Raw genomic sequence first — 25,747 nt, 5'->3', positions numbered from 1 at the left:
CTAACGGATCGGTATGGTGACGGTAATCGGCTTGCCGTCGCGAAGGATGGTAACCTGGGCCGGGCCGGTGCCGGCACCGGCAAGCGCGGCGTCGGCCGCTGCCGGGTCGCTGAGCGCGACGCCGTTGATCGACTGCACGACGTCGCCCGCCCGCATGCCCGGCGGCGCGTTCGCGCCAATCGCATAGCCGCCGGGGACCTGGGTCGCGCCCAGCCGGTCGATCAGCGCGGAGGCTGCGGGCAGCGGCGCCGCGGGAGGCGCGGCCTGCGGCGCTGCGGACATTGGCGCGGAGCCGGGAGCGGCAGCGGCGGTGCCGCCGCCCGGTTGCGCAGCCGCACCCGTCAGCACCGAAGGATCGGGGAAGCCCAGATATTCGATGCGGCCGCCGTTGTTCAGCAGGATGCGATCGCGCTGGATGCCCTCGATCCTCAAGCCCGCCAGCGTGTCGCCGACGTGATAGGCGCGTGCCGGCTCGGAGCCGGTGGCCACGAACGCCACCGCCTGCTCGGCCGGGACGGTGAAAATCAGCCCCTTCAGCTCGGCCTGGATGCCCGTCTTCTGCGTGGGCTCGCCCACCGTCGCCTGGCCGAACGGAGCCCAGCCGAGCAGCGGCCCGAGGTCGCTGACGGCGGCCGGGCGCGCGCGCCCTTCGCTCGGCACCGTCACCGCGCCGGTGCCAGCATGCCCTGCCATGCGCCACACCAGGCCGGCCAGCGCGAACGCCACGGATATGATCGCCAGCGCGATCGCCAGGTCGAGCGTCCGGCGTTTCTGGCGCGGCGTCAGCGCGGGCGGCATCCTCATGATCCGCGTCCTTCCAGGAAGCCGTCGAGCTGCGCAAGCGGCCTTTCCTCGTCCGCTGCCGAGACGGCGATGCGCACCCGGTCGAGCGCGGGATCGTCGGTGCCGCGCCGCGCGACTGCCACCTGCCAGCGGCGGCCCAGCATCTCCACGTCGCGCGCATCCGCCTCGGGCGCGCCGACCTCCAGCTCCGCCAGCCGGTTCTCGGCGATCAGCATGGCGATGGTGCGCCGCTCAATGCCGCGGGTCGAATCGATGTGCTGTTCGACGGCGCCGATCAGCCCGACGGTCGCGATCGCGAGCACCGCGAGCGCGACGAGCGCCTCGATCAGCGAAAATCCTGCCTCGGCCGGGTGCGCCGTCATGCTGCCGCCGCCTTTTCGGGGTGGGCGGGCGCGTGCACGGCCTCTGCCGTCATCCCGTCATAGGTGACGATCCAGCGATCCCCGCCCGCGCTGATCTCGGCGGTCAGCGGCTGGCCGGTGCCGTCGACGCCCAGCAGCACCGGCGGCCGCGCCGACAGCGCCATTACCATGCCGCCCGGCAGCGGATGGAATGCCATGCCGGCGCCCGCGCGCGGCGTCCAACCACCCTTCGCGTTCAGGGTCGCAAAGCCATAGCCATGCTCGCCTGCGGTGAAGGCGATCGCACGATCCCCCAGCATCGCGTCGTCGGCCGCCGCCTGCAGCTGCGTCGCCAGGCGCCGCGCTTCGGTCTCGACGGTGGGCGCACGCGTGGCAGCCCCGATGCCGAGCGTGACGGCGCCCGCCGCCACCCCCAGGATCGCGAGCACCACCAGCATCTCGACCAGCGTCATGCCAGCCTCGCCCGCGCGCCGCTTGCCTGCCTGCGCAGGCGCAGGATTCCGCGCGCATCCGCGCGATGGGACGGCCGGAATGGTGCCCGCAACCCGGGCGGGCGGCATCATGTCAGGGACGCTTGCCGTCGATGTCGGCGTCCAGATCCTCGCCGCCGGGCTTTCCGTCCTTGCCGAGCGACTTCAGCTCGAAGCTGCCGTTGCCGGCCGAGCTATAGGCATAGGGGTTGCCCCACGGATCCACCGGCATGTCGGAGAGATAGCCGCCCGGCGCCCAGCTGCTCGGGACGGGCGGGGTGCTCGGCCGCTCGACCAGCGCCTTCAGCCCCTGCTGCGTCGTCGGATAGTCGCCATTGTCGAGCCGATACATCTTGAGCGCCGCGGAGATGCTCTTGATGTCGGTATTGGCGGTGGTGACACGCGCCTGGTCCGGGCGGCTGATGACGTTGGGGACGATCAGGGCGGCGACGATCGCGATGATCGCTAGCACCACGATCATTTCGACCAGCGTCAGGCCCGCCTGCGACGCGGGCACGGCGCGCACGCGCGGCTTGCGGCTTTTCGTCCGGGCTGCCACGGTGCCCGTCACGCTGTCATGAAACTGTTGTGAAAAGATGCGCATCCCGGCCCCATGCGTTCGCCTGATGACTCAAATATGACTGTCCCTCCGGCCGGCCCCGCTGCCGGCGTGTGGACGCTTGAGGGCGAACGCCCGATCATAGCCGATGCGGAGGGGCCCGCAACCTTGCTGGTGCCTTCCGAGCGTCTGCTGCTGCTCGCCGTCGACCTGCCGCTCGCCACGCGCGCCCAGCGGTTGGAAGCACTGCCCTTCGCGGTCGAGGATCGCATCGCCGACCCGCTCGATTCGGTGCACCTGGCAATCGGGGAGATGCTGGCGCCGCAGCGCTATCTGGTCGCGGTCGTGCGGCACAGCGTCATGGCCGAGTGGGTCACGCTGGCGGACGTGAACGGCCTCGGCGATGCGGCGCTGGTGCCCGATGCGCTGTCGCTGCCGCGCCCGGTCGAGGGCGCGTGGAACGTCGCGCAGCGCGAAGGCCGCGCGGTCGTGCGGGCAGGGGACGGCACCGGCTTTGCGGTGCCCGCCGCGCTGCTGCCCGCCGCCTGGCAAGCCGCCGCCCGGCCCGAGGTCACCACGTTCCGCGATCCGCTCGCCCAGCCGATCGTCGCGCAGGCGGCGGTGCCGCAGCCGCTCGGCATGACGCTCGCGGTGCCCGCCCTCGATCTGCGCCAGGGCCGCTACGCACGTCGCCGCACCGGATCGGCGTTCGTGCGCAAGCTCGCGATGGTCGGGCTCGCCGCGCTGGTCGCGCACGGCGTCATCGCCGCCGCCGACACGCTGATGCTCCGCGCGATCGCCGACCGGCGCGAGGCGGAGACGCGGACCCTGCTCGCCACCGCCGCACCCGATCTCGCCCAGGCGGAGGACCTGCCCGGCAGCATCACCGATCGGCTCCCGCGCGCCACCGGCGACAACCGATTCGTTCCCGCACTCGCCCGAGTCTCGGCCGCGCTCGCCCCCATGGGGCCCGCCATCGTCGTGCGCTCGATGCAGTGGAGCGGCAACCAGCTGGTGGTGGATCTCGACGCGGGCGAGGTGGGCGCCGCCGACCGGCTTCGTGCGGCGCTCAGCGGTGCCCGGATCGACGCGACGGTCACCCCCGATCCCGCGGGCGGCATCCGCGTGACGGCGGCCGGCGCATGATCGTGCGGCTGCCCGGACGCTCGCGACTGGAGGCGGGGCTTGCCCGCTTCGACGCGTGGTGGAGCAACCTCAGTCAGCGGGAACGGAAGCTGGTCGGCAGCCTCGCCGCGCTGCTGGTGCTGCTCGTCGCCGTCTATGGCGTGGTGAAGCCGATCCAGGCTGCGCGCGCCGATGCCCGCGCCGACATCCGCCAGTTCGAGACGCTGAACGCCCGCATCCATGCGGCCGGCACGCTGCCGCCGGTGCAGCCGCTCGCCGCCGGCCCGCCCGATGCCGCGATCGCCGCCGCCGCCGGTCGCGCCGGGCTCACCGTCCAGACGGTGCCGATGGTCACCGGCGGCTATCGCGTCACCGTCGCCGACGGCGCCTATGACGGCGTGATCCGCTGGATCGACGAGGTCGCCCGCACCACCACGCTCGGCATTCGCCAGGTGTCGATCGTGCGCGGCACCGCCCCCGGCCATGTCTCGGCCACCGTGGAGTTCGGCGCATGACCGACACGCTGCTCCTGATCGACGACGCGCCTGCCGAGCGGCTCCCCTATGGCTATGCCCGCCGCGCCGGGGTGCTGCTGCGGCCGGGAAGCACGGGCGTCGAATGCCTCCACCGCACCAGCGCGCCGCTCGATGCGCTGCTGGAGGTCCAGCGCATCGCCCCCGGCGTCCCGTTCGTGCCCGTCGCCGACGACGCGTTCGAGACCGCGCTCGCCCAGGCCTATGGCGGCAGCAGTGCCACGACCGCGGCCGACATCGAGCTTGCGGAGCAGGACCTGGCCGCCCTCGCCGACAGCGCCGCCTCGGTCGACGACCTCCTCGACAGCCGCGACGATTCGCCGGTCATCCGCCTCATCAACGCGCTGCTGCTGGAGGCGGTGAAGGAACGCGCGTCGGACGTGCATGTCGAGACGCAGGAAAAGCGCCTCGTTGTCCGCTTCCGCATCGACGGCGTGCTGCGTGACATCGTCGAGCCGCAACGCGCGCTCGCCCCGCTGCTGGTCAGCCGCATCAAGGTGATGGCCAAGCTCGACATCGCCGAGAAGCGCGTGCCGCAGGACGGCCGCGTGACGCTGCGCATCGGCGGCCACGACGTCGACGCCCGCGTCTCGACTATCCCCACCCAGCACGGCGAGCGCGTGGTGCTGCGCCTGCTCGAACGCGGCGGCCTGCGGCTCGACCTGCCGAGCCTCGGCATGTCGGACCGCGACGTCACCGTCTTCACCCGCCTGCTGGAGCGCCCGCACGGCATGCTGCTCGTCACCGGCCCGACCGGCTCGGGCAAGACGACCACGCTCTACACCGCGCTCACCCGCCTCAACGACCGCCGCCGCAACATCATGACGGTCGAGGATCCGATCGAATATGAGCTGCCCGGCATCGGCCAGACCCAGGTCAATCCGCGCACCGACCTGACCTTTGCGCGCGGCCTGCGCGCCATCCTGCGCCAGGATCCCGACGTTATCATGGTCGGCGAGATCCGCGACCAGGAGACCGCCCAGGTGGCCGTGCGCTCGTCGATGACCGGCCACTTCGTGCTGTCGACGCTGCACACCAACTCCGCGGTCGGCTCGGTGACGCGCCTGATCGACATGGGGGTTGAGCGCTATCTGCTGGCGCCGATGGTCGTGGGCCTGGTCGCGCAGCGGCTCGTCCGCAAGCTCTGTCCCGAGTGTCGGCGCGAGGACGTGGCGGGAGAGGGCGACGTGCTGCTGATGGGCGGTGCAATCCAGGCGGGCGAGCCGCTGTGGCGCGCGAACGGCTGCGACGCCTGTCACGGCGACGGCTACACCGGCCGCGCCGGCCTCTACGAAGTGGTCGCGGTGGACGACGCCTTCCAGGCGCTGATCCACGACGGTGCATCGGAGGCCGAACTCGAGCGCGCCGCCCGCCGCGACAACCCCTCCATGCTCGACGACGGCGCCGCCAAGGTCCGCGCCGGCATCACCACGGTCGAGGAAGTCGCCCGCGTCGTCCGCGACGAGGGGTGAGCCGCTCCCGCTGAGGAGCGGTGTCCCAGAGGGTGCGCCGGACCCGTTCGTCCTGAGTAGCCATTGAGCGAAGTCGAAATGGCGTATCGAAGGACCGTCGGCGGTGCTTCGATACGGTTCTTCGGCAGGCTCAGCCCCTACTCAGCACGAACGGTATCGGTTCCAAATCGTCCTGCGTCACGGCACCACCGCCTCCCGCTCCAGCTTCGGCAGCGTCGGCACGCCGCGCGCATCGAACGTCACCCGCTGGATGTGCGGTGCACGCTTGCCGGTGCAGCCCATCTCGGCAGCGGTGTTGGCGTGGTAGACCATCCAGGTCGACCCATCCTTGCCCGTGAAGAAGCCGTTGTGCCCGGGCGCGTACACCCCGGCCGGGGGCGTGGTCTTCAGGATCGGCTCCGGTGCCTTGATCCAGGACGACGCCTTCAGCGGATCCGCACCCGCAGCCGCACGCAGCAGCCCCACCGCATAGCCGTCCGACCAGCAGGCGCTGCCCGAATAGCTCAGGAACAGGTCGCCCTTCGGCCCCTTCACGAACGCCGGCCCCTCCAGGATCTGCCGCCCGCCCTGGCGCTCCCAATCCCGATCCGGCCGCGCGAGGATCGTCTCCGGCCCTGTCACCGTCCACGGGTTCGTCATGGCGACGATCGCCAGGTCGCTCTCGCTCCCGACATAAGGCGAATAGACGAAGTAGCGCTTGCCGCGGTGCTCGAAGGTGGTGCCGTCGATCCCCGGCCGCGCGGTCGCGACGCGGCCGCGGTCGATCCACGTGCCCGTCAGCGGGTCGGCACTCGCATTCTCCAGCACGAACACGCCGCGATGCGCATCGTCGTCATGCCCGGCTGCTGCTGCGGTATAATAGATGTACCATTTGCCATCGATGCGGTGCAGTTCGGGCGCCCAGATCGACCGCGCATTCGGCCCCGAAACCGGCGGCCGCCACACCACCGTTTCCTTCGCCTCAGCCAGCCGGGAAAGGTCGCGCGTCGCCCGGATCGCCAGCCGGTCGCCCAGCGTCGCCATATAGTAATAGGTGTCGCCCTGCCGGACGATCCAGGGGTCCGGTCCCCCCGGGAGCAGCGGGTTCGTGGCGACCTGCGCCGCGACGCCGCCTGCCGTGGCGCGAACCACCCCCGCTTCCGGCACCAGGGTGGCCGAAGCCAAGGCGGGCAGGATCCACCGTGAAGCGCGCATCAACCTCTCCTCTTATTTATCTGCTATATGACGTCACTCTGGCTCGATGCTCAAGAGGCCGGCTTGCCCCTGTCCTACGCGGCGCGCTTGTGCTTTCGTCGTCGGCGATGTCTCGCTTTGCCGCCTTGCTGGTCCACGCCTTGTGTCACGGTACTGACATGGTTGAGGCAGAAGTGCGTTTGAGCCTCAACTTCCTCAACTTCCGCGCTCCCGAAGGCCTCGCATGACTGCCTATGCCTATCGCGCCGCCGATCGTGGCGGCGCCACCCGCAAGGGGATCATCGAGGCGTCGAGCCCCGCTGCGGCCCGCGCGATGCTGCGCGACCAGTCCCTGTTGCCGCTGTCGGTGGAGGTCGCGGGGGAGAAGCGCGCCTCGCTCGGAACGCTGCGGCTGCCCTCGCTCCGTCGGCGCGGCATTACCCCGCGCCAGCTCGCCACCATCACCCGCCAGATCGCGACCCTGGTCGGCTCCGATGTCTCGATCGAGGAGTCGCTGCGCCTGGTAGCCGGGCAGGCCGAACAGGCGGCGGTGAGCGCGCTGTTGCTCGACGTGCGCTCGGCGATCCTCGACGGCCGCAGCTTCGCCGCGGCTCTCTCCAAGCACCCGCGCGCCTTTCCCGGTTTCTACACCGCTTCCGTCGCGGCCGGCGAACAGTCCGGACGGTTGACGGACGTGCTCAACCACCTCGCCGCCTTCGTCGAGACGCGCCACGCCAACGGGCAGAAGCTCCAGCTCGCGCTGCTCTATCCCGCGCTGCTCGCCGCCGTCTCCTTCGGGATGATGGTGCTGCTGATGGTCTATGTCGTGCCGGACATCGTGCGCGTGTTCGTGTCGCGCGGCGCCGAGCTGCCGTTCCTGACGCGCGCGCTCATCGCACTGTCCGCCTTCATCCAGAACTACGGCCTCTATGTCGCCGTCGCGGCCCTGGTACTGGGGCTCGTCGCCGGCCGCTGGGCAAAGGTGCCCGCCAACCGGCTTCGCGTCGATCGTTTCCTGTCCGAACGGCGGCCCTTCCGCCGCTTCAGCCGCCAGCACAATGCCGCACGCTTCGCCGGCAGCCTCGCGACCCTGGTCGGCAGCGCGGTGCCGCTGGTGGAGGCGCTCCACGCCGCCGCCGCCGTCACGCCCAACCGCTGGGTGCGCGACAAGGCGCTCGGCGTCGCCCACCGCGTCCGCGAAGGACTCAGCCTGCGCGCCGCCATGGCGGAGGCGGAGGCGTTCCCGTCGATGCTGGTCGCGATCGTCGCCTCCGGCGAATCGAGCGGCCGGCTTGCCCCGGCACTCGACCGCGCCGCGACCGAGCTGGAGCGTGAACTCGACGCACTCACCGCCACGCTGGTCGCCCTGGTCGAGCCGCTGGTGCTGCTGCTGATGGGCGGGCTGGTGCTGTTGATGGTGCTCGCGATCCTGCTGCCGATCATCAACCTCAACAATCTGGTGACGATCTGATGCGCCGCCCTACAGCCGGCTCTCGATCGTCACGCCCGGTGGCAAGCCGGTGAACGGCAGCACCGCCGCGCCGTCGCTGGTGAGCGTCACCCGGTATGCGCCGTCTTCGGCCAGCACGGCCTCCACCAGCGTCTGGCGGCGCTGGGTCTGCGGCGCCAGGCGGACGCGCGTCTCGCTGCCGACGTGCTCGGCGGTCAGGATCATCGCCGGCACCGTGCTTCCGGCGCCCGCCGGCTTTGCCATGCAGCTGCCGGCGTCGGACAGGATCGTCGCCTGCGCCTGCTGGTCGCTGCCGCCGGCCACCAGTCGCGGAAGCTCGACCTGCATGGTCATGTCGCAGGTGAAGGGCAGGTCCGGCGCCACCGCCTGGAGCAGGCTCGCGTCGGCGGACCCGCTCACCCGGTCTAGGCGCACGGTGCCCCCCAGGCGAAACAGCGCCTGGCCGCCAAGATCGGTGTCGGGCCCCGTCGCCCGCCAGTCGACGGCAAAGCCCAACGAGGTGAGCGAGCGCAGCGGCGCCCACTGCCATTCGACCTTGCTGCCGCCGGCGACGCCCACTTCGCCGTTCCAGATCGTGCCCGCGACGCCGCTGCGCCACGGACGGTCGGACAGCACTGCGCTGGCCGGCAGCGTTGCGATCATGGCGACGGCGAACGAGGCTATGCCCAACCCCGCGAACGCGATAGAGCGCCGCCGTGCCTGAGCTCGCGCCCCTTCCGGAAGTATCGCGGCGGCAGACGCTTCGCCTGCTGCGGTCGACCCTAGTGCTATCGTCTGCGGCATGGGCCGCTGCTCCCTTGCTGGCGGCGCGGAAGGAAACCCGGCCCGTGGCGCTGCTGGTGCCGTTGACCGGCAGCCATGCGGCGCTGGGCCTTAGCATGCAGCAGGCGGCGATGCTTCCGCAATCCGGCGCACCCGCCGAAACGGGAATGCTGCGCGTGTTCGACACCGCGGGCACCCCGGCGGGGGCTGCCGCTGCCGTCCGGCTGGCGTTGAAGGCGAAGGCCGGCATGCTGCTCGGGCCGCTCACCGCGGCCGAGGTGCCGGCGGTGGTGCAGGCGGCCGGCGGCAAGGTGCCGGTGCTCGCCTTTTCCAACGACTTGGCGCTGCGCAACAGCGGCGCCTTCCTGTTCGGCATCACCGCGTCGCAGAGCACCCAGGCGATCCTGCGATATGCCCGCTCCCGTGGCGTGCGGACGGTGCTGGTGATCGGCGACGGCGGCGCCTGGTCCGTCGCCTCGGTCGATGCGGCCAAGGCGATGGAGGCGGAGCTCGGCATGACCGTCCGGACGGTGACGGTCGCTCCCGGCACGCCCCTGCCTGCGGTCGGCGATGCGCCCGATGCCGTCTTAGTGCCGGGTGGCGGTGCGACGCTCCTCGCCGCGGCCCGCGCGTTGCGCGATGCCAGCGTGCAGCTGCTCGCGACCTTCCAGGGCGTGGACTATCGCCCCGAAGCGCTCACCGCGCTCGAAGGCGCGTGGATCGCCAGCCCCGATCCGGAGGCGTTCGAGGGCTTTGCCGGGGCCTATGCGGCGCGCAACGGCGGCCGCCCGGGGACCATCGCCGCGCTCGCCTATGACGCGGCCGGCATCGCTCGCCAGCTGCGCGCCGCCAACAGCCTCAACCGCGAGGGGCTGCTCGCCGAAAGCGGCTTCCAGTGCGCGACGGGCGCCGTCCGCTTCCGCACCGATGGCAGCTGCGCGCGCAGCTTCGCGATCCTGCTCGCCGGGCGCGACGGCTACTCCAAGGTGGCGGTGAGCCAGGGCGCGTGACTCAGCCCGTCCGGCACGGGGAGGGCGGCTTCACCCTCATCGAGCTGATGATCTCGCTCGGCCTGTTCGCGCTGATCGCGGTCGCGGGCGTCACGCTGGTCGACAGCATCCTCTCGGTCCAGGGCCGCACCGAGAAGCGGCTCGACCGTATTGCCGAGGTTCAGCGCGCGATGTTCGTCGTTGCTAGCGACTTCGACCAGCTCGCGCGCGGGCGCGTGCAGGGGGACGGCGGCCGGGTCGCCTTCTCGCGTGCCGCCGGCGGCTTTGGCGGCCCTGCGCTCGCCGTTACCTACACCCTCGCCAACGGCGTGTTCGTCCGCACGGTGGACGGCCGGGCGCAGCGGGTGCTCGGCGGCGTCCAGTCGGCCCGCTGGCGCTATTTCGACGGCGGCTGGCTCGACTCCTGGCCTCCCGACGAGGAGCGGGTCGACGCCTGGCCGCGTGCCGTGGCCGTGGAGCTTGCAGTCTCCGCCCCCAGCGGCATGGCAGGCACGGTCCGCCGCGTCGTCACGCTGCCGATTCCCGCGGCCGAGCCGAAATGAGCCGACGCACCCCTGGCGACGAGGGCATGATCCTCGTCAACGTGCTCATGTTCGTGGCCATCGCCAGCGGCATCGTGCTGCTGCTCATCAGCCGGGAGGAAATCGCGCTCGATCGCGCGATCCGCTCCCGGGAAGCCGCGCGCGCGCTCGCGATCGTGCGCGGCGGCGAGACTTCGGCGCTGGTGGCGCTCCGCCGGGATGCGCGCGACGCGCCGGATGCAGACTATGCGAGCGAGCCCTGGGGGGCGATCGCCGATAGCGACGTGCCGATCGAGGGCGGCCGCTTCGACCTCGCGATCGCGGATGCCGAAGGGCGCTTCAACGTCAACGCCGTGCGCAAGGATGACCTCTCCGCCCAGCTGCTGTTCGCAAAGATCGGCCGCGCGGCCGGCTTCGACGACAACCAGCTCGCCGTCGCGGTCGGGTTGATCCGCGAATACGGCCCGATCAGCGACCTGCGTCCCCTGCGCTACTCCGGGGTACCGTCCGAACTCGCCGACCGGCTCGAGCGGCTGGCGACGGCATTGCCGGGCAGCACGACGATAAATTTGAACGCCGCCTCGCCCGAACTGATGACGGTGCTGTTCGACGATCCCGTCGTGGCCGAGCGGCTGGTGGCGACCCGCACCCGCCAGGGCTTCCTGTCGCTCCAGGACTTGGCCGACGAAGGCGTGACCATGCCGCCGGGCGCCAGCCTTCGCTCCAACACCTTCTGGGTGCGAACCCGTGCCACGGTGGGCGGCACCGCGCAGCAAGGCGCCACCCTGATCCAGCGCCGCGCGGGCGAGGAGGGCCCGGTGGTGGTGCCGGTCGCCCGCTGGCGCAACGCCGCGGTTCCGCCCGAAGCGCCGGCGTTCGTGGCGCCCCGCAAGCCAGCTGCCTAGAAGATCGAGATCAGCGCGACGCCCAGGATCATCAGCACCGCGCCGGCGATGCGACCGAAGCCCGCCTGGTGCACCTCGAACCCCATCCAGCCGAAATGGTCGAGCACCAGTGCCGCGACCGTGGAGGCGGTAACGATCAGCGCTACGAACAGCCCCGCGCCCAGCCGGGGGGAGGCATAGACGGTCGCCAGCACGAACACGATGCCGAGCACGCCCCCGGTCCACGACCACCACGGCGCCTGCGCGATCGCCTGGCCGCTCGGCAGCCGCTCGCCCGCTGCCAGGGATAGCAGCAGCGACACGGTGAGCGTCACCACCGAGACGATCGAGACCGTCCAAAGCTGCGTGCCCAGCGCCTTTTGCAGGGCATTGTTGGTGCCCGACTGGAGCGCGCTGGTGATGCCGGCGCCGGCCGCGAACAGGATGAAGAGCAGGTACACGCCCTTACCCCTGCCGCAGACAGGGGAGGAACGGCGCGGCGCTGGGTTCGGGCAATCGGCTTCTCCCTCGGATCGTCCGCCAGCAACCACCGGCAGCGGCAAATGATCCGAGGAGGCGAACCCGCCCTAGTGAATGGCCTCGTCCAGCATCAGCGCGCGGACGTAGCGGACCGGCGGGGATCCGTGCGCCAGCACCGCATCGTTGTAGCGCTTCAGGTCGAACGCCGCGCCCTCGCGCTTCTCCGCCGCCGCGCGCAGTTCCAGATGCTCGGAGTAGCCGACGAAATAGCTCAGCAGCTGGGTGGAGGAGAGGCGCGCGCGCGTCCACTTGCCGGCGGCCTCGCGCTCCTGCTGGAACGCGCCCTGCATCATCAGCTCCATCGCCTGCGCCTCGGTCATCCCCTCGGTATGGATGCCGATGTCGAGCAGCGTGTTGGTGATCGAGCGCAGCCGCATCTTGAGGACGGTGAGCTTGAACAGCGGATCGCCGTTCAAATAGCCCTGGTCCGCCATCATCCCCTCGGCATAGACCGCCCAGCCCTCGATGAACGGTCCGGAGGCGAGCACCGCGCGCAGCATCGACGGATATTCGTTGGCGTGCGCGATCTGGAGGTAATGCCCCGGCATCGCCTCATGCACGCTCAGGTCGTGGATCATGTAGTCGTTGTATTCGCGCAGGAAGGACTCCGCCTGCGCGTCGCTCCAGTCCTCAGGGATCGGCGACACGGCAAAGAAGGTGCCGAGCTGCTTCTCGAACGGCCCCGGGCTGTCGCAATAGGCGACCGCTACGCCCTGGCGGAACTTGGGCATCTCGATGATCTGGACGGGCGTGTCGGGCACGGTGATGAGATTCTTGGCGCGCACGAACGCGGTCGCCTGCTGGAGCGTCTTGGTCGCCTCCGCGATCACGCCGCCCCGTGCGGGGTGCTTGGCATAGGTCAGCTCCAGCGCCGCCTCGATCGCCTTCTGCTGCTGGGCGGGCGTAGGGGAGGCGGGGAGCGCCGGCGCGTTCGGCTTGCCCGCCAGCACGGTGCGCGCGATCGCATACATCTCCGCCCGCGCATCCGCCTTGGCCTTGAGCGCCCGCGCCTTGATCTCGGGCCGGGTGAGATCGGTCACCAGGGCGAAGCGCAGCTTCTGGTCATAGAGGTTGGCGCCAAGCCGGAAATCGCCCTTCGCCTGCGGCACCAGCACCGTGTCGAGCCACTTCTGCTGGTCCGCGACCGCCGTCTTGAGCGTTGCGAGCGCGGCATCGAAGCGCTTCTGGTCGGCGGCGGAAAGCTCGCCCTTGTGCGGCGCCAGCATCCCCTCGGCGATCTGCAGCACGCCCGAGTTCTGCTGTGCCACGGTCTTCGCGAACACCTCCGGCACGCGTGCGGGTACCAGGCTGGCGCGCATCTGCTGGAACAGCTGCGGCGTCTTCTCCATCCGCGCGATCGCCGCCCGCAGCCGCTGCGGCCACGGCGCAAAGTCGCGCGCGGCGAGCAGGTAGAGGCCTCCGGAAACGGACTCGTTGGCGCCCTGCGGGTCCCATTCGTGGGGCTTCAGCGTCTCGATCGTCCACAGCTGGTAGGCGAGCTCGTTGGCGAGCAGCGCCGCATCGACCTGGTTCTCGCGGCTCAGCTTGCTGCGATCGATCCGCGCCAGCGCCGCCTGGGTACGCTTCAGCGCCGCTACCTCGCGCCCACGGCCCGCGGCGGACAGGTCGTCGACCTCTGCATCGAAGCGATGGTCGCCCAGATACGTCGCATAGGTCGGGCGCAGCCGCGCCATCTCGTCCAGGAAACGCTTGCCCAGCGCTTCGAACGCCGCGTCCTGTGCGGAAGCGGCGGCGGGTGCTGCAGGCTTGGCGACGATCGCGCTGCCGGGCAACGTCGCCCCGGCCAGGAGCAACAGGGCAAACAGACCAGAGCGCATCGACGACCCCCACAAGTTCCAGTGGTTCGGGTCTATGCAGCGCACCGCCCGGCGGCAAGCGGCGGGATCGGATTACGCCGGCTTCGCCCGGCCGCTCAGCTCGGCGCCCGCCTGCGGGTCGAAGCGCAGGTTGACCAGCAGTGCTGCCAGCGAGATCGCCGTCACCGTCCAGAATGCGGCGGAGAAGTCGGGGAAGCCTGGGCTCGCCCGGCCGCTCGCGCCCATCGATACGTGCAGCGCGACGCTGGCCGTACAGATGCCGAGCGACAGCATCAGCTGCTGGAACGTCGAGTAGAAGCTGGTCGCCGCGCTCATCCGCTCCTTGTCGATCTCGTCGTAGGCGATGGTGTTGTAGGCGGTGAACTGGAACGACATCAGGAAGCCCGAGACCACCAGCACCGCAAAGATCGCTGGCAGCGGCCAATCCGGGCGGAACAGGCCGCAGACCGCGTAGGCCGCCGTGCCGAGCACGCCCATCACCACCAGGCTAGACCGGAAGCCGAAGCGATGAAGCAGGCGGCGTGCCACGCCCTTCATCCCGAACGATCCGATCGCGGTGGCAACCGTCATCCCGCCGCTCTGCGCGGCGGTGAGGCCGAAGCCCAGCTGCATCATCAGCGGCAGGAGGAACGGCTGCGCGCCCTGGGTGATCCGCGCCAGCGAGCCGCCCAGGACCGAAAGCCGGAAAGTCGGGATGCGCATCAGCGAAAGGTCGAGGATCGGGTGTTCGGTGCGGCGCGCGTGCAGCACATAGAGCAGGCCGGTCACCGCGCCGACGACGATCAGCGGCACCGCGACACCTGCCCCTTCCGATCGGCTCATCATCTCGAACCCCAGCAGCAGGCAGCCCAGCGCTGCCGCCGACAGGAGGAAGCCGGTTCGATCGAACGGCTGGGCCTCTCCCTCGCGAATGTCGGCGATGAACTTGCCCACCAACACGAAGCCGACGATGCCGATCGGCAGGTTGAGCCAGAAGATCCAGCGCCAGTCGGCATAGGTGACGATGAAGCCGCCTACCGGCGGACCCAGGATCGGCCCGATCAGCGCCGGCATGATCAGCCACGACATCGCCGACACCATGTCGCGCTTGGCGACGGAGCGCAGCAGCACCAGTCGCCCCACCGGCATCATCATCGCACCGCCCACGCCCTGCAGGAAGCGCGCGACTGCCATGGTCGGCAGGTTGGGCGCGAGGCCACAGGCGAGCGAACCCAGCACGAATACCGCGATTGCCCACCGGAACACGGGCTTGGCACCGAAGCGATCGGCGACGAAGCCAGAGGCGGGGATGAACATGGCGAGCGCGAGCAGATAGGAGGTGAGGGCGATGCTCATCTCCGGCGCGCGCACGCCGAAATCCCGCGCCATCGTCGGGAGCGCCGTCGCGAGCACGGTGGCGTCGAGATTCTCCATGAACATCGCGCAGGCGATGATCAGCGCCACCGTCCGGTAGTTGGCGCTCGCCGGCGCGCCGCCCTGTTGGTCGGTGGTCTCGGCGATCCGCTCCCCCGCCGGCACGATGCCGTCGCGCACTTCGGAGTGGACGGAAGCGATGCCGCGACGCCGCGGGCGAAGGAAGTTGCGCGGATCGAGTCCGTGCGGGAGGTGCAAAGACATGAACCCGCAATTTGGCGTCTGGAGTCGCCGATGCAATGCTGCGGGTGCACAAAGACGCCGCACGTGCTGTCGCTTGACGCCCACCATGGCCGTCGCGGTATGTCGACGCCGCGGCGTTCGCAGGCGTCGGGGGTATCTCAGGGAAGGGGACCAGAATGCGTCACGCGGTCGTCGCGAGCATCTGCATTGCCGCTTTGGCGGCTTCGGGGCCGGCGGAAGTGCGCGCCGCTGGTCGGCAGGGATCCAGGACTTCCGCACCGATGGACGCGCTGGCAGAGACCCTGCTCGCGCTCGCCCCGGAAGCGCATGCCGTCGGCACGCCCACGATCGCTGCGCTGCGGGCAAAGGCCTCACCGATACGGTGGATCGACGCACCGCCCTCGGCTGAAGACACGCTTCGAACCATCGGCAAGCTTGCAGGCGGCACCGTTCTTGCGCCCAACGCCGCTGCGGTCTCGGAACTCACCTTCGAATGGGACGGCCCGCCCGGTCAGCCCTTCGGGTTCAATCCGGTGCAGGCGCTCCGGAGCAAGGGCTTCAAGGTGCAGGCGCTATACTGCTCGCCGATGGTCTCTGAAGGAACGAACTATTTCCTTGTCGCGGCGCCGGGCAAGCGGCCGGGCTTCCTTGCCGTCTACGCGTTCGACGCGCCCCTAGCGATTTCGATCGCGAGCTGGTCGATCCGCTACCGACTGGATGGCCACATCCCTTCGCTTGCGGAGGTGCAGGCGGACGAAGATACCGAGGCAACCACGGATTGCTCGACGGAAACCTTCGGGCCGGTCGAGCAGATCAGCCATGCCCAGGCAGAGACGTTCGTGCGGAGCAGGACCTCGGCTACGCAGGGTTCGCGCTAGCTGGACGCTGAAAAGCGGACCGAACGGCACGTAGCCCGGCGTCGCGCTCGCCTCGGCGAACGCTCCCCGAAGGGGGTGTCTTATTGATGTCTTGGAAGAAAATGGTCGGGGAAAGAGGATTCGAACCTCCGGCCCCTGCGTCCCGAACACAGTGCTCTACCAGGCTGAGCTATTCCCCGACCGATGCCATCCCAGTCGCTGACCAGGTGGCAGGCGGCGGCTTATATCAGCGATTTCGCGGGTGACAAGCGTCTCTTTTGCGCTTTTCTGCCGTCGGGACACGCGGTCTGCACGCGCGCCCCCTTCGCATCCGCCCGGCCCGGTGCTAACCGCGCGGGATCATGGCGACAGAACTCAGCAAGATCCGCAATTTCTCGATCATCGCGCACATCGATCACGGCAAATCGACGCTTGCGGACCGGCTGATCCAGCGCACCGGAGGCCTCTCCGACCGCGAGATGTCGGCGCAGGTGCTCGATAACATGGAGATCGAGAAGGAGCGCGGCATCACCATCAAGGCGCAGACCGTGCGCCTGGAATGGAAGGGCCACGTCCTCAACCTGATGGACACGCCCGGCCACGTCGACTTCGCCTATGAAGTCTCGCGCAGCCTGGCGGCGTGCGAAGGCGCGCTGCTGGTGGTGGACGCGGCGCAGGGCGTAGAGGCGCAGACGCTCGCCAACGTCTACCAGTCGATTGAGCACGATCACGAGATCATCCCGGTCATCAACAAGATCGACCTGCCCGCCGCCGAGCCCGAACGCGTGAAGGCCGAGATCGAAGACCTGATCGGCCTCGACACGTCCCACGCAGTGCTTGCCTCCGCAAAGGCGGGGATCGGCATCGAGGAAATCCTCGACACGGTGGTCGAGCGGATCCCCGCGCCCAAGGGCGATGCGGACGCGCCGCTGAAGGCGATGCTCGTCGACAGCTGGTACGACCCGTATCTGGGCGTCGTCATCCTGGTCCGCGTGATCGACGGCACCCTCAAGAAGGGCCAGCAGATCAAGTTCATGAACGCGGGCACCACGCACCTGGTGGACCGCGTCGGCTGCTTCCGGCCGAAGATCGAGCAACTGACCGACCTTGGCCCGGGCGAGATCGGCTTCATTACCGCGCAGATCAAGGAAGTCGCCCAGACCGCGGTCGGCGACACGATCACCGATGCCAAGCGACCCGCGGCCGAAGCCGTGCCGGGCTTCAAGGAAGTCCAGCCGGTGGTGTTCTGCGGGCTGTTCCCGGTCGACGCGAACGACTTCGAGAAGCTGCGCGAATCAATCAGCAAGCTGCGGCTGAACGACGCGAGTTTCAGCTTCGAGATGGAAACCTCGGCGGCGCTGGGCTTCGGCTTTCGCTGCGGCTTCCTGGGGCTGCTCCACCTGGAGATCATCCAGGAGCGGCTGACCCGCGAATACGACCTCGACCTCATCACCACCGCGCCGTCGGTCGTGTATGAGATTGAGCTGACCCATCCCGATCCCGCGGGCGTGACAAAGATCGACCTGCACAACCCGGCCGACATGCCCGATCCCAACAAGATCGCGAGCATCAGCGAGCCATGGATCGAGGCGACGATCTATGTCCCCGACGAATATCTCGGTTCGATCCTGAAGCTGTGCCAAGACCGGCGAGGCATCCAGAAGAACCTGACCTATGTCAGCGGCCGCGCGCAGGCGACCTACGAACTGCCGCTCAACGAAGTGGTGTTCGACTTCTACGACCGGCTGAAGTCGCTGTCGAAGGGTTATGCGAGCTTCGACTATGAGCAGATCGGCTATCGCGAGGGCGACCTCGTCAAGATGAGCATCCTGGTCAACGAGGAGCCTGTCGATGCGCTGAGCATGATCGTCCATCGCGGCACCGCCGAAGTGCGTGGCCGCGGCATGGTCGAGCGGCTGAAGGAGCTGATCCCCAGGCACATGTTCAAGATCCCGATCCAGGCGGCGATCGGCGGCAAGGTGATCGCGCGCGAGACGATCAGCGCGATGCGCAAGGACGTGACCGCCAAATGCTATGGCGGCGACGCCACCCGCAAGCGCAAGCTGCTGGAGAAGCAGAAGAAGGGCAAGGCGAAGATGCGCGAGTACGGCTCGGTCAGCATCCCGCAAGAAGCCTTCATCGCCGCCTTGCGGATGGGCGACGAGCAATAGCATCGTTGCCCTGCTGACGGCGGCGGGCGCGTCTCAGGCGGCGTGAAGCGCGGGCCGGGCGTGATGCGCCCGGTTGCGGCCGGCGTGCTTGGCGGCGAACAGCGCCCCGTCTGCCTCATGGTACAGCTGCTGCCAGTCGGTCTTGTCGTGAAGCGGACCGGTGCAGCTGCCGATGCTGGCGGTGACCTCCAGCGCGTATGGGCGCAGAGCGTACCGCCGCCAGCAGAGCCTCGGCATCGAGCGCGACGCGCGCATCGGCCAGGATCACGAACTCCTCGCCCCCCATGCGCGCGATCAGCGTGCCGGGGGGCGTCGCTCGGCGCAGCGTGCGAGCGATCACGCGCAGCACCTCATCGCCGCCATCATGGCCGACCGCCTCGTTGACCTGCTTGAAGTGGTCAACATCTACCACGAGCAACTGCTGGTCGGCCGCGCGGCCGATCGCCTGTTCCAGAAAGGCGCGGCGGTTGAGCAGGCCGGTGAGCGGGTCCGTCTCGGCCAGGCGCCGCGTGCTGATTTCCTGACGGACGGCCGTATCGCGCTCGATGCTGAGCAGGCGGATGCGATATGCAATCGCCAGGCTCGTGAGCAGCGCTTCCCAGGTCATTGCCGGAACGGTCGAGTTGTCGATCCAGAAATTCCACGGCACCAGCCCGGCATTGGCCGAGATCCGCAGCACCGCCATCGCGAGCGGTGACGCCCAGGTGAGCGCGAACAGCCATAGATAGTTGCTGCGCCGTCGCCACGCTCGCCACAGGAACGGCACCACCACGGCGGTCAGCGCAACGAACATCAGCGAGAATATCGGGTCCAGTGTACGGATCGCGACAGGCGCCAGCAGCAGGAACACTACGCCCAGCACCAGCATGGCCACCATCGCGATTTCGGTCACCCGGCCGACCCAGCCCTGGAAGATCCGCGCCTCGAAGAAGCTGCGGCTGAACGCCAGCGCGGCCGCTGCGGCCCAGGCTAGCAACACATAGTTGACGGTGATCCGCTGGTTGTTGGCGATGTCGGGCAACAGCCAGGCAAGTGCGCCCGACGAGGAAAAGGCATAGCCCGCCAGGCACAGCAGCATTGCGCAATAGGCGAGCTGGAAGCGGTGGCGCAGCACCTTCCACAAGGCCAGATTGTACACGATCAGCGCCACGCACAGCCCCAGGAAGGCGGCGTACACCGCCGTCAGCGTGAGCGTCTCGCGCTCCGCCTCGCTGCGCGTCACGAGCTTCGGCCCGACCACCAGGCCACGCAAATTGGCGGAGTCCTCCACTCGCCACAACAGCCGGGTGGCAGGCGCGGTGCGGGTGGGAAGGGCGAACTCCACCAGCGCGCCCATCTGGATGCGGCGCGTCAGTTCCTGCTGATCGGCACGGAACGACGCGATGTGGCCATCGGCATAGAGAATGTGCAGCACCACCGCGCGCTGCCAAAGGCTGCCCATCCGCAGCCGCAGCGGCTCCTCTGTGCTTCCCCGCAGCGTCAGCGGGTTGGATATTACCCAGAAGCTGCCGGGTCCCCAGTCCTGCTGGGGCTTGGTGCAGTTGAACCAGTCCGGCCGGGCAAAAAGCGCGCGTGAGTCGTGGCTGGCCGCCGCCGGCAGCACGCAGGTGGCAAGCGGCTCGACGGAAAGCGATACGGCGGACGCGGGAGCAAGGGCGACATTCGCCAACAGCAGAGCGCACAGCATCTGCGCTATTCGAATCAGGCTCCCGGTCACCGCTGGCGCAATATCGTTACGCCAACGAAAAAACCATTAACCTAGTTCGGAAATAATTGGAGGAAAGCGCCGGCCCCGGTCGCGAGGACCGGGGCCGGAGATTGGTTACGCCTTGGCGGGTGCCTTGGCCCGGCCGCCCTTCTTGGGCTTGCGGGGAGCTGCCGGGGTGATCTCGAAGGCGAGCGCGCCGTCCTTCAGCTTCACCGACACCTCGCCCCCGTGGACGAGCTTGCCGAACAGCAGCTCCTCGGCGAGCGGCTGCTTGATCTTCTCCTGGATCAGGCGGCCCATCGGCCGTGCGCCGTAGAGCTTGTCATAGCCGCGCTCGGTCAGCCACGCCTTGGCGGCCTCATCCAGGTGGATGTGGACGTTGCGGTCGGCAAGCTGGAGCTCGAGCTGGAGAATGAACTTCTCCACCACGCGCTCGACCACTTCGGTCGGCAGGTACCCGAACGGCACGATCGCATCGAGGCGGTTACGGAATTCCGGGGTGAAGAGCTTCTTCACCGCCTCCTCCTGCACGTCCTCGCGGCTGATCTGGCCAAAGCCGATCGACTCCTTGGCCATGTCCGACGCACCGGCGTTGGTCGTCATGATCAGGATGGTGTTGCGGAAATCGACGGTCTTGCCGTGGTGGTCGGTCAGCTTGCCGTTGTCCATCACCTGCAACAGGATGTTGAACAGGTCCGGATGCGCCTTCTCGATCTCGTCGAGCAGCAGCACCGAATGCGGGTTCTGGTCGACCGCGTCCGTCAAGAGGCCGCCCTGGTCATAGCCGACATAGCCCGGAGGGGCACCGATCAGCCGGCTGACCGAGTGGCGCTCCATATATTCGGACATGTCGAAGCGCTGGAGCGGAATGCCCAAGATCTCGGCGAGCTGGCGCGCAACCTCGGTCTTGCCGACGCCCGTCGGGCCGGAGAACAGATAGTTGCCGATCGGCTTGTCGGGATCGCGCAGGCCGGCCCGGCTGAGCTTGATGGCCGAGGAAAGCACCTCGATCGCCGGATCCTGCCCGAACACGACCCGCTTGAGGTCGGTGTCGAGGTTCGCGAGCACGCGCGTGTCGTCGGTCGAGACCGACTTCGGCGGAATGCGCGCCATGGTGGCGATCACCGCCTCCACCTCGCGGGTGGTGATGGTCTTCTTGCGCTTGTTGGGCGCCACCAGCATCTGCATCGCGCCGACCTCGTCGATCACGTCGATCGCCTTGTCGGGCAGCTTGCGGTCGTTGATGTAGCGCGCGGAGAGCTCCACCGCCGACTTGATCGCGTCGGGGGTGTACTTCACCGAATGGTGCCCCTCGAACGCGGTGCGCAAGCCGGTCAGGATCTTGATCGTGTCCTCGACCGACGGCTCGTTGACGTCGATCTTCTGGAACCGGCGCAGCAGCGCGCGATCCTTTTCGAAGTGGTTGCGGAACTCCTTGTAGGTCGTCGAGCCGATGCAGCGGATCGCGCCGCCCGACAGCGCCGGCTTCAGCAGGTTGGACGCATCCATCGCCCCACCCGAGGTCGCACCCGCGCCGATCACCGTGTGGATCTCGTCGATGAACAGGATCGCGTGCGGCAGCTTTTCGAGCTCGTTGACGACCTGCTTCAGCCGCTCCTCGAAATCGCCGCGATAGCGGGTGCCGGCGAGCAGCGCGCCCATGTCGAGCGAATAGATGACGGCGGGCAGCAGCACTTCCGGCACGTCACCCTCGACGATCTTGCGCGCCAGCCCTTCCGCGATCGCGGTCTTGCCCACGCCCGGATCGCCCACATAGAGCGGGTTGTTCTTGGAGCGGCGGCACAGGATCTGCACCGTGCGATCGACCTCGGCCGAACGGCCGATCAGGGGATCGACCTTGCCGTTCTTGGCCTTTTCGTTGAGGTCGACGCAGAACTGCTTCAGCGCGCTCTCGCCCTTGCCCTTGGGATCGGCCTTGGGCTTCTCCTCGTCGGCGCCCTTCACTTCGCGTGCCTCGGACGGCGAGCCGCCCTTGCCGACGCCGTGGCTGATATAGCTGACCGCATCGAGCCTGCTCATGTCCTGCTGCTGGAGGAAGTAGACGGCGTAGCTTTCGCGTTCGGAAAACAGCGCAACGAGCACGTTGGCGCCGGTCACTTCGTCGCGGCCGGAGGACTGGACGTGAAGGATCGCGCGCTGGACGACGCGCTGGAAGCCCGAAGTGGGCGAGGGATCGGTGGCCGAATCGACCTTCAGCGCGTCGAGTTCGGTGTCGAGATACTGGGCGACGGTCGCCTTGAGCTCGCCCAGGTCGACGCCGCAGGCGTTCATGACCTTGGACGCATGTTCGTCCTCCACCAGCGCGAACAGCAGGTGCTCGAGCGTGGCATATTCGTGCCGGCGGGTGGACGCAGCCTCGAGCGCCTTGTGCAGCGTGGTTTCGAGGGCGGAGGCAAAGGATGGCATCAGACGGATACTCCAACCGGGCCGACGAGCGTGCATCGGCCGTTTGCATCTATGTCGGAACGCAAGGGGCCCACATCAAGCGGCTGCCGGCCCCGGCGTTCCAGGAACGTTCCCTTGACCAGCGCCCCGATGGTCACCTTCGAAAGAGCGCGTCGGCGCTGGCCCGATGGGTCGTCGCCCGCTCAACCTGGCTTCGGCACCGGGCGATCTCCGCCTCCAGCGCTGCGATGCGTGCGTGAAGCTCCGCGACAGACAACGGATCCAGGTCCTCGCGGGCCAGCTGCGCCAGCGGATCGTCCTTGCGACGCGGCAGAAATTCCTCGGCGTCCATCGGCACAGCGTTGACCCTCCTTTGCGCGATGTCAATAACGCTGGGCAACGCGCGGGGAAGCAAAGGGAGCCAGATGCCGATGAACCTTCCCGAGAGCATTCCGGGTACCATGATCGCGATCGACCCGGAGGTGGCGGGCGGGCCCGAGGTGCTGGTGCCGGTCGAACGTCCGGTGCCACAGCCGGCGCCCGGCGAGGTGCTGATCCGGGTCGCGGCGGCCGGCGTAAACCGGCCCGACCTGCTTCAGCGCGCGGGCAATTACCCGCCGCCGCCTGGCGCGCCGTCCATCCCCGGGCTTGAGGTCGCCGGCACGGTCGCCGCGATCGGCGAGGGCGTGGATCCGGGACTGAGCGGTGCCACCGTCTGCGCGCTGCTGGCTGGCGGTGGCTATGCCGAATATGCGCTGGCACCCGCTGGCCAGTGCCTGCCGGTTCCCGAGGGGCTTTCGATGGCAGAGGCGGCGGCACTGCCGGAGACGCTGTTCACCGTGTGGACCAACCTGTTTGAGCGCGCCTATGTCCAGGCTGGGGATACGGTGCTCGTCCATGGTGGCACCAGCGGCATCGGCACCATGGCGATCAGCCTGTGCGCGCTGTTCGGGGTCGAGATCATCGTGACGGTAGGCTCCGACGACAAGGCCCAGGCGGCGCTGGCGCATGGCGCGACCCACGCGATCAACTACAAGACCGAGGACTTCGTCGAACGGGTCAAGGCGATCACCGGCGGCGCAGGCGTCGCGGCGGTGCTCGACATGGTCGGCGGCGACTATGTGCCGCGCAACCTGAAGTGCCTGGCCGAGGATGGGCGCCACGTCTCGATCGCGGTGCAGCGTGGCGCGGAGGCGACCATCCCGATCTGGCAGGTGATGCGCCGCCGCCTGACGCTGACCGGTTCGACGCTGCGCCCGCGAGATGCGGAGTTCAAGACACTGGTCGCCGAAGAGATCGCGCGGCTGGTCTGGCCCTTCGTGGTCGAAGGCAAGCTGCGCCCGCTGATGGACCGCAGCTTTCCGCTCTCGCAAGCAGCCGAGGCGCACCGGCGCATGGAGGCGGGCGACCACGTCGGCAAGATCGTGCTGACGATCGGCGACTGAACCGCCGGCGACCCGGTCGCCGGCGGAACGCCTCTACAGCCGCGTCACCGCATAATGCTCCTGCAGCGCGGCCACCACGGCATCGCTGTGGGTCGCGTCGCGTGCCTCGAACATCACCTCCAGCCGCGCCGCCTGGACGCTGGGGGAGGTGAAGAGCCGGTGATGCGACACCTCGATGATGTTGGCTCCGGCCGCCCCGATCCGCGTGGAGATCTCGCCGAGGACACCCGGGCGGTCGGGAATGTCGAGGATCAGTCGCATCAGCCGCCCGTCGCGCACCATCACCCGCTGGAGCACATTGGCGAGCGCGCGATTGTCGATGTTCGCCCCGCACACCGGCACGCCCACCTTGCGGCCACGGAACAGCTCCGGATAGGTCAGGAGCGCGGCGACGCCGGTCGCCCCTGCGCCCTCGGCGACGATCTTGGCTTCCTCGGCCAAGAGCGCGATCGCGCTCTCGATCGCGCGTTCGGGCACGGTCAGCACCTGCTTCACCAGCTGGCGCACGATCTCCAGCGGCTTGCGGCCGATGTCGCGGACGGCAATGCCTTCCGCCACGGTCGCACCGCCGACGCTGACGGGCGCTCCCGCCAGTTCCTGCGCCATGGCCGCATAGCTCTCGACCTCGACGCCATAGGTGACGATCGGCCGGCCCGCGCCCTGTGCTGCGAGCGCCGCGCCTGCGACCAGCCCGCCGCCTCCCACCGGAATCGCCAGCGTGTCGAGTTCGGGCACATCCTCGATCAGTTCGAGTGCGAGCGTCCCCTGGCCCGCGATCACCGCGTCGTCGTCATAGGGGTGGACGAACACCAGCCCCTGGTCGTCGGCGAGATTGTGGGCGTGGGCGGCGGCCTCGGCCAGGGTCGTGCCGTGCAGCACGACCTCGGCGCCCCAGCGGGCGGTGCGGGTGACTTTTGTGGAGGGCGTGAAGGCCGGCATCACGATCACCGCGCGGATACCGAGCAGCGCTGCGTGCCGGGCGACTGCCTGGGCGTGGTTCCCCGCCGACATCGCAACCACCCCCGCCGCGCGCTCTTCTGCGGAGAGCAGCGCGAGCCGGTTGGCGGCGCCGCGCTCCTTGAACGCGCCGGTAACCTGCAGCGTATCGAGCTTCAGCCAGACGTCCGCGCCGGTAATCCGGCTAATCGCGTCGCTGTGCACTACGGGGGTGCGGATCACCTTGCCGGCGATCCGGGTAGCGGCTGCGTGGACGTCTTGGGAAGTGATCACGTACGGCCCTCTTCGTTGGTGCCTCGTCGGCGGCGCGATGCGCCGCGCCTGCCTACAACCACCAAAGCCGCAACCGGACAAGGAAAAGCCGCGGGGTATACCGCGTAGCGACTTCCCCCGCGTCGATCCGATTCCGCTAGAGTGCGAGTAGAAGCACCCCTAAGCTCGACTTCGAATCGGGGAGGGGGAGTTGCTCGAGTTTCTGGGCCTGCCGCAGAACATCGCCTTTACTGCGGCGCTTGTTCTGATGCTGTTGATCGGACTGGTGCAGTTGATCGGCTTCGGCGTCGAGCTGGATGCCGATGCAGATCTGGACGCCGACATGGGTGGCGACCTGCTGTCGTGGCTCGGAGTCGGCCGAGTGCCGCTGCTGATGCTGCTGGTCCTGTTCCTCGGGATCTTCGGCTCGATCGGGCTGCTGGGTGAACAGGCGGCGCTCGAATGGACGGGCGCCCTGCTGAGCGGCTGGATCGCCGTGCCGGCCGCGGGCATCGCCGCGCTGCCGCTCACCGGGCTCGCGGCGCGTGGCCTGGCGCGGGTGCTCCCGCAAGACCACACCACTGCAATCCTGCTCGAGGAGCTGGTCGGTCGCTTCGCCCGGATCGTGATGGGTCGTGCAGTTCCCGGCGCGCCTGCTCGGGCTCGGGTCGAGGACCGTCACGGGCAGCCGCACTACGTCATGGTCGAACCCGACAACCCCGGACAGATCTTTGAAGAGGGGGAGCAGGTGCTGCTCGTCCGGCGCGAGAACGACGTGTTCCGTGCCATTTCTCGCGGCGATCACAAGTTGCCCCAGCTAGGAGCGTGACG

At 68.9% G+C, this 25,747-nt stretch carries 25 protein-coding genes and 1 tRNA gene; 11 read left to right on the top strand and 15 right to left on the bottom strand.

The features are described 5' to 3' along the window. The 4 genes from EDF69_RS00300 to gspG are packed head-to-tail and all read right to left on the bottom strand — an operon-like array spanning position 1 to position 2,240. Complete coding sequence (locus EDF69_RS00300) at positions 1-804, bottom strand: type II secretion system protein N (RefSeq protein ID WP_239555198.1); 804 nt, start codon at positions 802-804, stop codon at positions 1-3. Next, a complete protein-coding gene (gene gspI, locus EDF69_RS00295) occupies positions 801-1,166 on the bottom strand; it encodes a type II secretion system minor pseudopilin GspI (RefSeq protein WP_132883445.1) in 366 nt (121 codons plus the stop codon). Before gspI ends, EDF69_RS00300 begins: the two co-directional genes overlap by 4 nt. Continuing rightward, positions 1,163-1,729, bottom strand: coding sequence for a prepilin-type N-terminal cleavage/methylation domain-containing protein (locus EDF69_RS00290; RefSeq protein WP_239555196.1), 567 nt, complete (start codon positions 1,727-1,729; stop codon positions 1,163-1,165). Before EDF69_RS00290 ends, gspI begins: the two co-directional genes overlap by 4 nt. A 1-nt stretch (position 1,730) precedes the next feature. Next, positions 1,731-2,240, bottom strand: coding sequence for a type II secretion system major pseudopilin GspG (gene gspG, locus EDF69_RS00285; protein WP_132883447.1), 510 nt, complete (start codon positions 2,238-2,240; stop codon positions 1,731-1,733). 33 nt (positions 2,241-2,273) lie between these two features. On the opposite strand from gspG, the gene gspL reads away from it, so the two are divergent. The 3 genes from gspL to gspE are packed head-to-tail and all read left to right on the top strand — an operon-like array spanning position 2,274 to position 5,325. Beyond that, positions 2,274-3,341, top strand: a complete 1,068-nt coding sequence (gene gspL / locus EDF69_RS00280; RefSeq protein WP_239555194.1) for a type II secretion system protein GspL — start codon at positions 2,274-2,276, stop codon at positions 3,339-3,341. Beyond that, on the top strand, positions 3,338-3,835 hold the full coding sequence (gene gspM, locus EDF69_RS00275; protein WP_132883448.1) for a type II secretion system protein GspM: 498 nt from the start codon (positions 3,338-3,340) through the stop codon (positions 3,833-3,835). The genes gspL and gspM overlap by 4 nt, the downstream gene beginning before the upstream one ends. Further along, entirely contained in the window at positions 3,832-5,325 is a 1,494-nt protein-coding gene (gene gspE / locus EDF69_RS00270; protein ID WP_132883449.1) for a type II secretion system ATPase GspE, read from the top strand. Before gspM ends, gspE begins: the two co-directional genes overlap by 4 nt. Positions 5,326-5,502: 177 nt before the next feature. Here gspE and EDF69_RS00265 read toward each other — a convergent pair whose 3' ends face one another. Then, positions 5,503-6,519 (bottom strand): glycoside hydrolase family 43 protein, encoded by a 1,017-nt coding sequence (locus EDF69_RS00265; RefSeq protein ID WP_132883450.1) that lies wholly within the window; start codon positions 6,517-6,519, stop codon positions 5,503-5,505. A gap of 223 nt (positions 6,520-6,742) precedes the next feature. On the opposite strand from EDF69_RS00265, the gene EDF69_RS00260 reads away from it, so the two are divergent. Next, the gene (locus EDF69_RS00260; RefSeq protein WP_125960688.1) at positions 6,743-7,969 is read left to right on the top strand and encodes a type II secretion system F family protein; all 1,227 of its coding nucleotides are present in this window, start codon (positions 6,743-6,745) and stop codon (positions 7,967-7,969) included. Between the two features lie 9 nt (positions 7,970-7,978). Here EDF69_RS00260 and gspN read toward each other — a convergent pair whose 3' ends face one another. After that, the gene (gene gspN / locus EDF69_RS00255; RefSeq protein WP_132883451.1) at positions 7,979-8,611 is read right to left on the bottom strand and encodes a type II secretion system protein N; all 633 of its coding nucleotides are present in this window, start codon (positions 8,609-8,611) and stop codon (positions 7,979-7,981) included. A gap of 185 nt (positions 8,612-8,796) precedes the next feature. Between gspN and EDF69_RS00250 the strand changes: the two genes are divergently transcribed. The 3 genes from EDF69_RS00250 to EDF69_RS00240 are packed head-to-tail and all read left to right on the top strand — an operon-like array spanning position 8,797 to position 11,167. After that, positions 8,797-9,741, top strand: coding sequence for an ABC transporter substrate-binding protein (locus EDF69_RS00250; RefSeq protein ID WP_339537419.1), 945 nt, complete (start codon positions 8,797-8,799; stop codon positions 9,739-9,741). Then, the gene (locus EDF69_RS00245; RefSeq protein WP_339537417.1) at positions 9,738-10,283 is read left to right on the top strand and encodes a type II secretion system protein GspJ; all 546 of its coding nucleotides are present in this window, start codon (positions 9,738-9,740) and stop codon (positions 10,281-10,283) included. Before EDF69_RS00250 ends, EDF69_RS00245 begins: the two co-directional genes overlap by 4 nt. Then, entirely contained in the window at positions 10,280-11,167 is an 888-nt protein-coding gene (locus EDF69_RS00240; RefSeq protein ID WP_132883453.1) for a general secretion pathway protein GspK, read from the top strand. The genes EDF69_RS00245 and EDF69_RS00240 overlap by 4 nt, the downstream gene beginning before the upstream one ends. Here EDF69_RS00240 and EDF69_RS00235 read toward each other — a convergent pair. The 3 genes from EDF69_RS00235 to EDF69_RS00225 all read right to left on the bottom strand — a co-directional run bounded on the left by EDF69_RS00235 (position 11,164) and on the right by EDF69_RS00225 (position 15,141). Next, on the bottom strand, positions 11,164-11,607 hold the full coding sequence (locus EDF69_RS00235; protein WP_164521252.1) for a DMT family transporter: 444 nt from the start codon (positions 11,605-11,607) through the stop codon (positions 11,164-11,166). The two genes, EDF69_RS00240 and EDF69_RS00235, sit on opposite strands and share 4 nt — an antisense overlap. Positions 11,608-11,733: 126 nt before the next feature. Continuing rightward, positions 11,734-13,524 (bottom strand): DUF885 domain-containing protein, encoded by a 1,791-nt coding sequence (locus tag EDF69_RS00230; RefSeq protein ID WP_132883455.1) that lies wholly within the window; start codon positions 13,522-13,524, stop codon positions 11,734-11,736. 72 nt (positions 13,525-13,596) lie between these two features. Next, a complete protein-coding gene (locus EDF69_RS00225) occupies positions 13,597-15,141 on the bottom strand; it encodes an MDR family MFS transporter (protein ID WP_132883456.1) in 1,545 nt (514 codons plus the stop codon). 260 nt (positions 15,142-15,401) lie between these two features. Here EDF69_RS00225 and EDF69_RS00220 point away from each other — a divergent pair, with 260 nt between their 5' ends. Next, the gene (locus EDF69_RS00220) at positions 15,402-15,998 is read left to right on the top strand and encodes a hypothetical protein (protein ID WP_132883457.1); all 597 of its coding nucleotides are present in this window, start codon (positions 15,402-15,404) and stop codon (positions 15,996-15,998) included. Positions 15,999-16,100: 102 nt separating this feature from the next. On the opposite strand, the gene EDF69_RS00215 is transcribed toward EDF69_RS00220, so the two are convergent. Continuing rightward, positions 16,101-16,177, bottom strand: a tRNA-Pro gene (locus EDF69_RS00215). Positions 16,178-16,339: 162 nt separating this feature from the next. Here EDF69_RS00215 and lepA point away from each other — a divergent pair. Continuing rightward, positions 16,340-18,148, top strand: a complete 1,809-nt coding sequence (gene lepA / locus EDF69_RS00210; RefSeq protein WP_132883458.1) for a translation elongation factor 4 — start codon at positions 16,340-16,342, stop codon at positions 18,146-18,148. Positions 18,149-18,181: 33 nt separating this feature from the next. On the opposite strand, the gene EDF69_RS19915 is transcribed toward lepA, so the two are convergent. The 4 genes from EDF69_RS19915 to EDF69_RS00195 all read right to left on the bottom strand — a co-directional run bounded on the left by EDF69_RS19915 (position 18,182) and on the right by EDF69_RS00195 (position 22,614). Continuing rightward, on the bottom strand, positions 18,182-18,322 hold the full coding sequence (locus EDF69_RS19915; protein WP_425336662.1) for a hypothetical protein: 141 nt from the start codon (positions 18,320-18,322) through the stop codon (positions 18,182-18,184). Further along, positions 18,264-19,865 carry a 7TM diverse intracellular signaling domain-containing protein gene (locus EDF69_RS00205; RefSeq protein WP_132883460.1) on the bottom strand — a complete coding sequence of 534 codons (1,602 nt, stop codon included), beginning with the start codon at positions 19,863-19,865 and terminating at the stop codon, positions 18,264-18,266. Before EDF69_RS00205 ends, EDF69_RS19915 begins: the two co-directional genes overlap by 59 nt. A gap of 105 nt (positions 19,866-19,970) precedes the next feature. Beyond that, positions 19,971-22,283 (bottom strand): ATP-dependent Clp protease ATP-binding subunit ClpA, encoded by a 2,313-nt coding sequence (gene clpA, locus EDF69_RS00200; RefSeq protein WP_132883461.1) that lies wholly within the window; start codon positions 22,281-22,283, stop codon positions 19,971-19,973. 133 nt (positions 22,284-22,416) lie between these two features. Further along, positions 22,417-22,614 carry a DUF1192 domain-containing protein gene (locus EDF69_RS00195; protein WP_125960698.1) on the bottom strand — a complete coding sequence of 66 codons (198 nt, stop codon included), beginning with the start codon at positions 22,612-22,614 and terminating at the stop codon, positions 22,417-22,419. A 79-nt stretch (positions 22,615-22,693) separates the two neighbouring features. On the opposite strand from EDF69_RS00195, the gene EDF69_RS00190 reads away from it, so the two are divergent. Next, the gene (locus EDF69_RS00190; protein WP_239555183.1) at positions 22,694-23,707 is read left to right on the top strand and encodes an NAD(P)H-quinone oxidoreductase; all 1,014 of its coding nucleotides are present in this window, start codon (positions 22,694-22,696) and stop codon (positions 23,705-23,707) included. A 33-nt stretch (positions 23,708-23,740) separates the two neighbouring features. Here the strand turns inward: EDF69_RS00190 and EDF69_RS00185 are convergent, their stop codons facing one another. Then, positions 23,741-24,937: a threonine ammonia-lyase gene (locus EDF69_RS00185; protein ID WP_132883462.1), complete on the bottom strand. Its 1,197-nt coding sequence runs from the start codon at positions 24,935-24,937 to the stop codon at positions 23,741-23,743. 190 nt (positions 24,938-25,127) lie between these two features. On the opposite strand from EDF69_RS00185, the gene EDF69_RS00180 reads away from it, so the two are divergent. Continuing rightward, positions 25,128-25,745 (top strand): YqiJ family protein, encoded by a 618-nt coding sequence (locus EDF69_RS00180; RefSeq protein WP_132883463.1) that lies wholly within the window; start codon positions 25,128-25,130, stop codon positions 25,743-25,745. Positions 25,746-25,747 lie beyond the last annotated feature (2 nt).

The sequence above is a fragment of the Sphingomonas sp. JUb134 genome (assembly GCF_004341505.2).
In the GTDB taxonomy this organism is placed as follows: Bacteria; Pseudomonadota; Alphaproteobacteria; order Sphingomonadales; family Sphingomonadaceae; genus Sphingomonas.
Note: the sequence above shows the minus strand (reverse complement) of the source record. Positions and strands in the feature narration are given on the sequence as shown.

Excerpts from the sequence above, each read along its gene's own strand:
- EDF69_RS00225 (WP_132883456.1), bottom strand. The coding sequence starts at position 15,141 with ATGTCTTTGCACCTCCCGCACGGACTCGATCCGCGCAACTTCCTTCGC.
- EDF69_RS00220 (WP_132883457.1), top strand. The coding sequence starts at position 15,402 with ATGGACGCGCTGGCAGAGACCCTGCTCGCGCTCGCCCCGGAAGCGCAT.
- EDF69_RS00190 (WP_239555183.1), top strand. The coding sequence starts at position 22,694 with ATGAACCTTCCCGAGAGCATTCCGGGTACCATGATCGCGATCGACCCG.
- gspE (WP_132883449.1), top strand. The coding sequence starts at position 3,832 with ATGACCGACACGCTGCTCCTGATCGACGACGCGCCTGCCGAGCGGCTC.
- gspI (WP_132883445.1), bottom strand. The coding sequence starts at position 1,166 with ATGACGGCGCACCCGGCCGAGGCAGGATTTTCGCTGATCGAGGCGCTC.
- EDF69_RS00300 (WP_239555198.1), bottom strand. The coding sequence starts at position 804 with ATGAGGATGCCGCCCGCGCTGACGCCGCGCCAGAAACGCCGGACGCTC.
- EDF69_RS00265 (WP_132883450.1), bottom strand. The coding sequence starts at position 6,519 with ATGCGCGCTTCACGGTGGATCCTGCCCGCCTTGGCTTCGGCCACCCTG.
- clpA (WP_132883461.1), bottom strand. The coding sequence starts at position 22,283 with ATGCCATCCTTTGCCTCCGCCCTCGAAACCACGCTGCACAAGGCGCTC.
- gspM (WP_132883448.1), top strand. The coding sequence starts at position 3,338 with ATGATCGTGCGGCTGCCCGGACGCTCGCGACTGGAGGCGGGGCTTGCC.
- EDF69_RS00195 (WP_125960698.1), bottom strand. The coding sequence starts at position 22,614 with ATGGACGCCGAGGAATTTCTGCCGCGTCGCAAGGACGATCCGCTGGCG.
- lepA (WP_132883458.1), top strand. The coding sequence starts at position 16,340 with ATGGCGACAGAACTCAGCAAGATCCGCAATTTCTCGATCATCGCGCAC.
- gspN (WP_132883451.1), bottom strand. The coding sequence starts at position 8,611 with ATGATCGCAACGCTGCCGGCCAGCGCAGTGCTGTCCGACCGTCCGTGG.
- gspL (WP_239555194.1), top strand. The coding sequence starts at position 2,274 with ATGACTGTCCCTCCGGCCGGCCCCGCTGCCGGCGTGTGGACGCTTGAG.
- EDF69_RS00260 (WP_125960688.1), top strand. The coding sequence starts at position 6,743 with ATGACTGCCTATGCCTATCGCGCCGCCGATCGTGGCGGCGCCACCCGC.
- EDF69_RS00230 (WP_132883455.1), bottom strand. The coding sequence starts at position 13,524 with ATGCGCTCTGGTCTGTTTGCCCTGTTGCTCCTGGCCGGGGCGACGTTG.
- EDF69_RS00240 (WP_132883453.1), top strand. The coding sequence starts at position 10,280 with ATGAGCCGACGCACCCCTGGCGACGAGGGCATGATCCTCGTCAACGTG.
- gspG (WP_132883447.1), bottom strand. The coding sequence starts at position 2,240 with ATGCGCATCTTTTCACAACAGTTTCATGACAGCGTGACGGGCACCGTG.
- EDF69_RS00290 (WP_239555196.1), bottom strand. The coding sequence starts at position 1,729 with ATGATGCCGCCCGCCCGGGTTGCGGGCACCATTCCGGCCGTCCCATCG.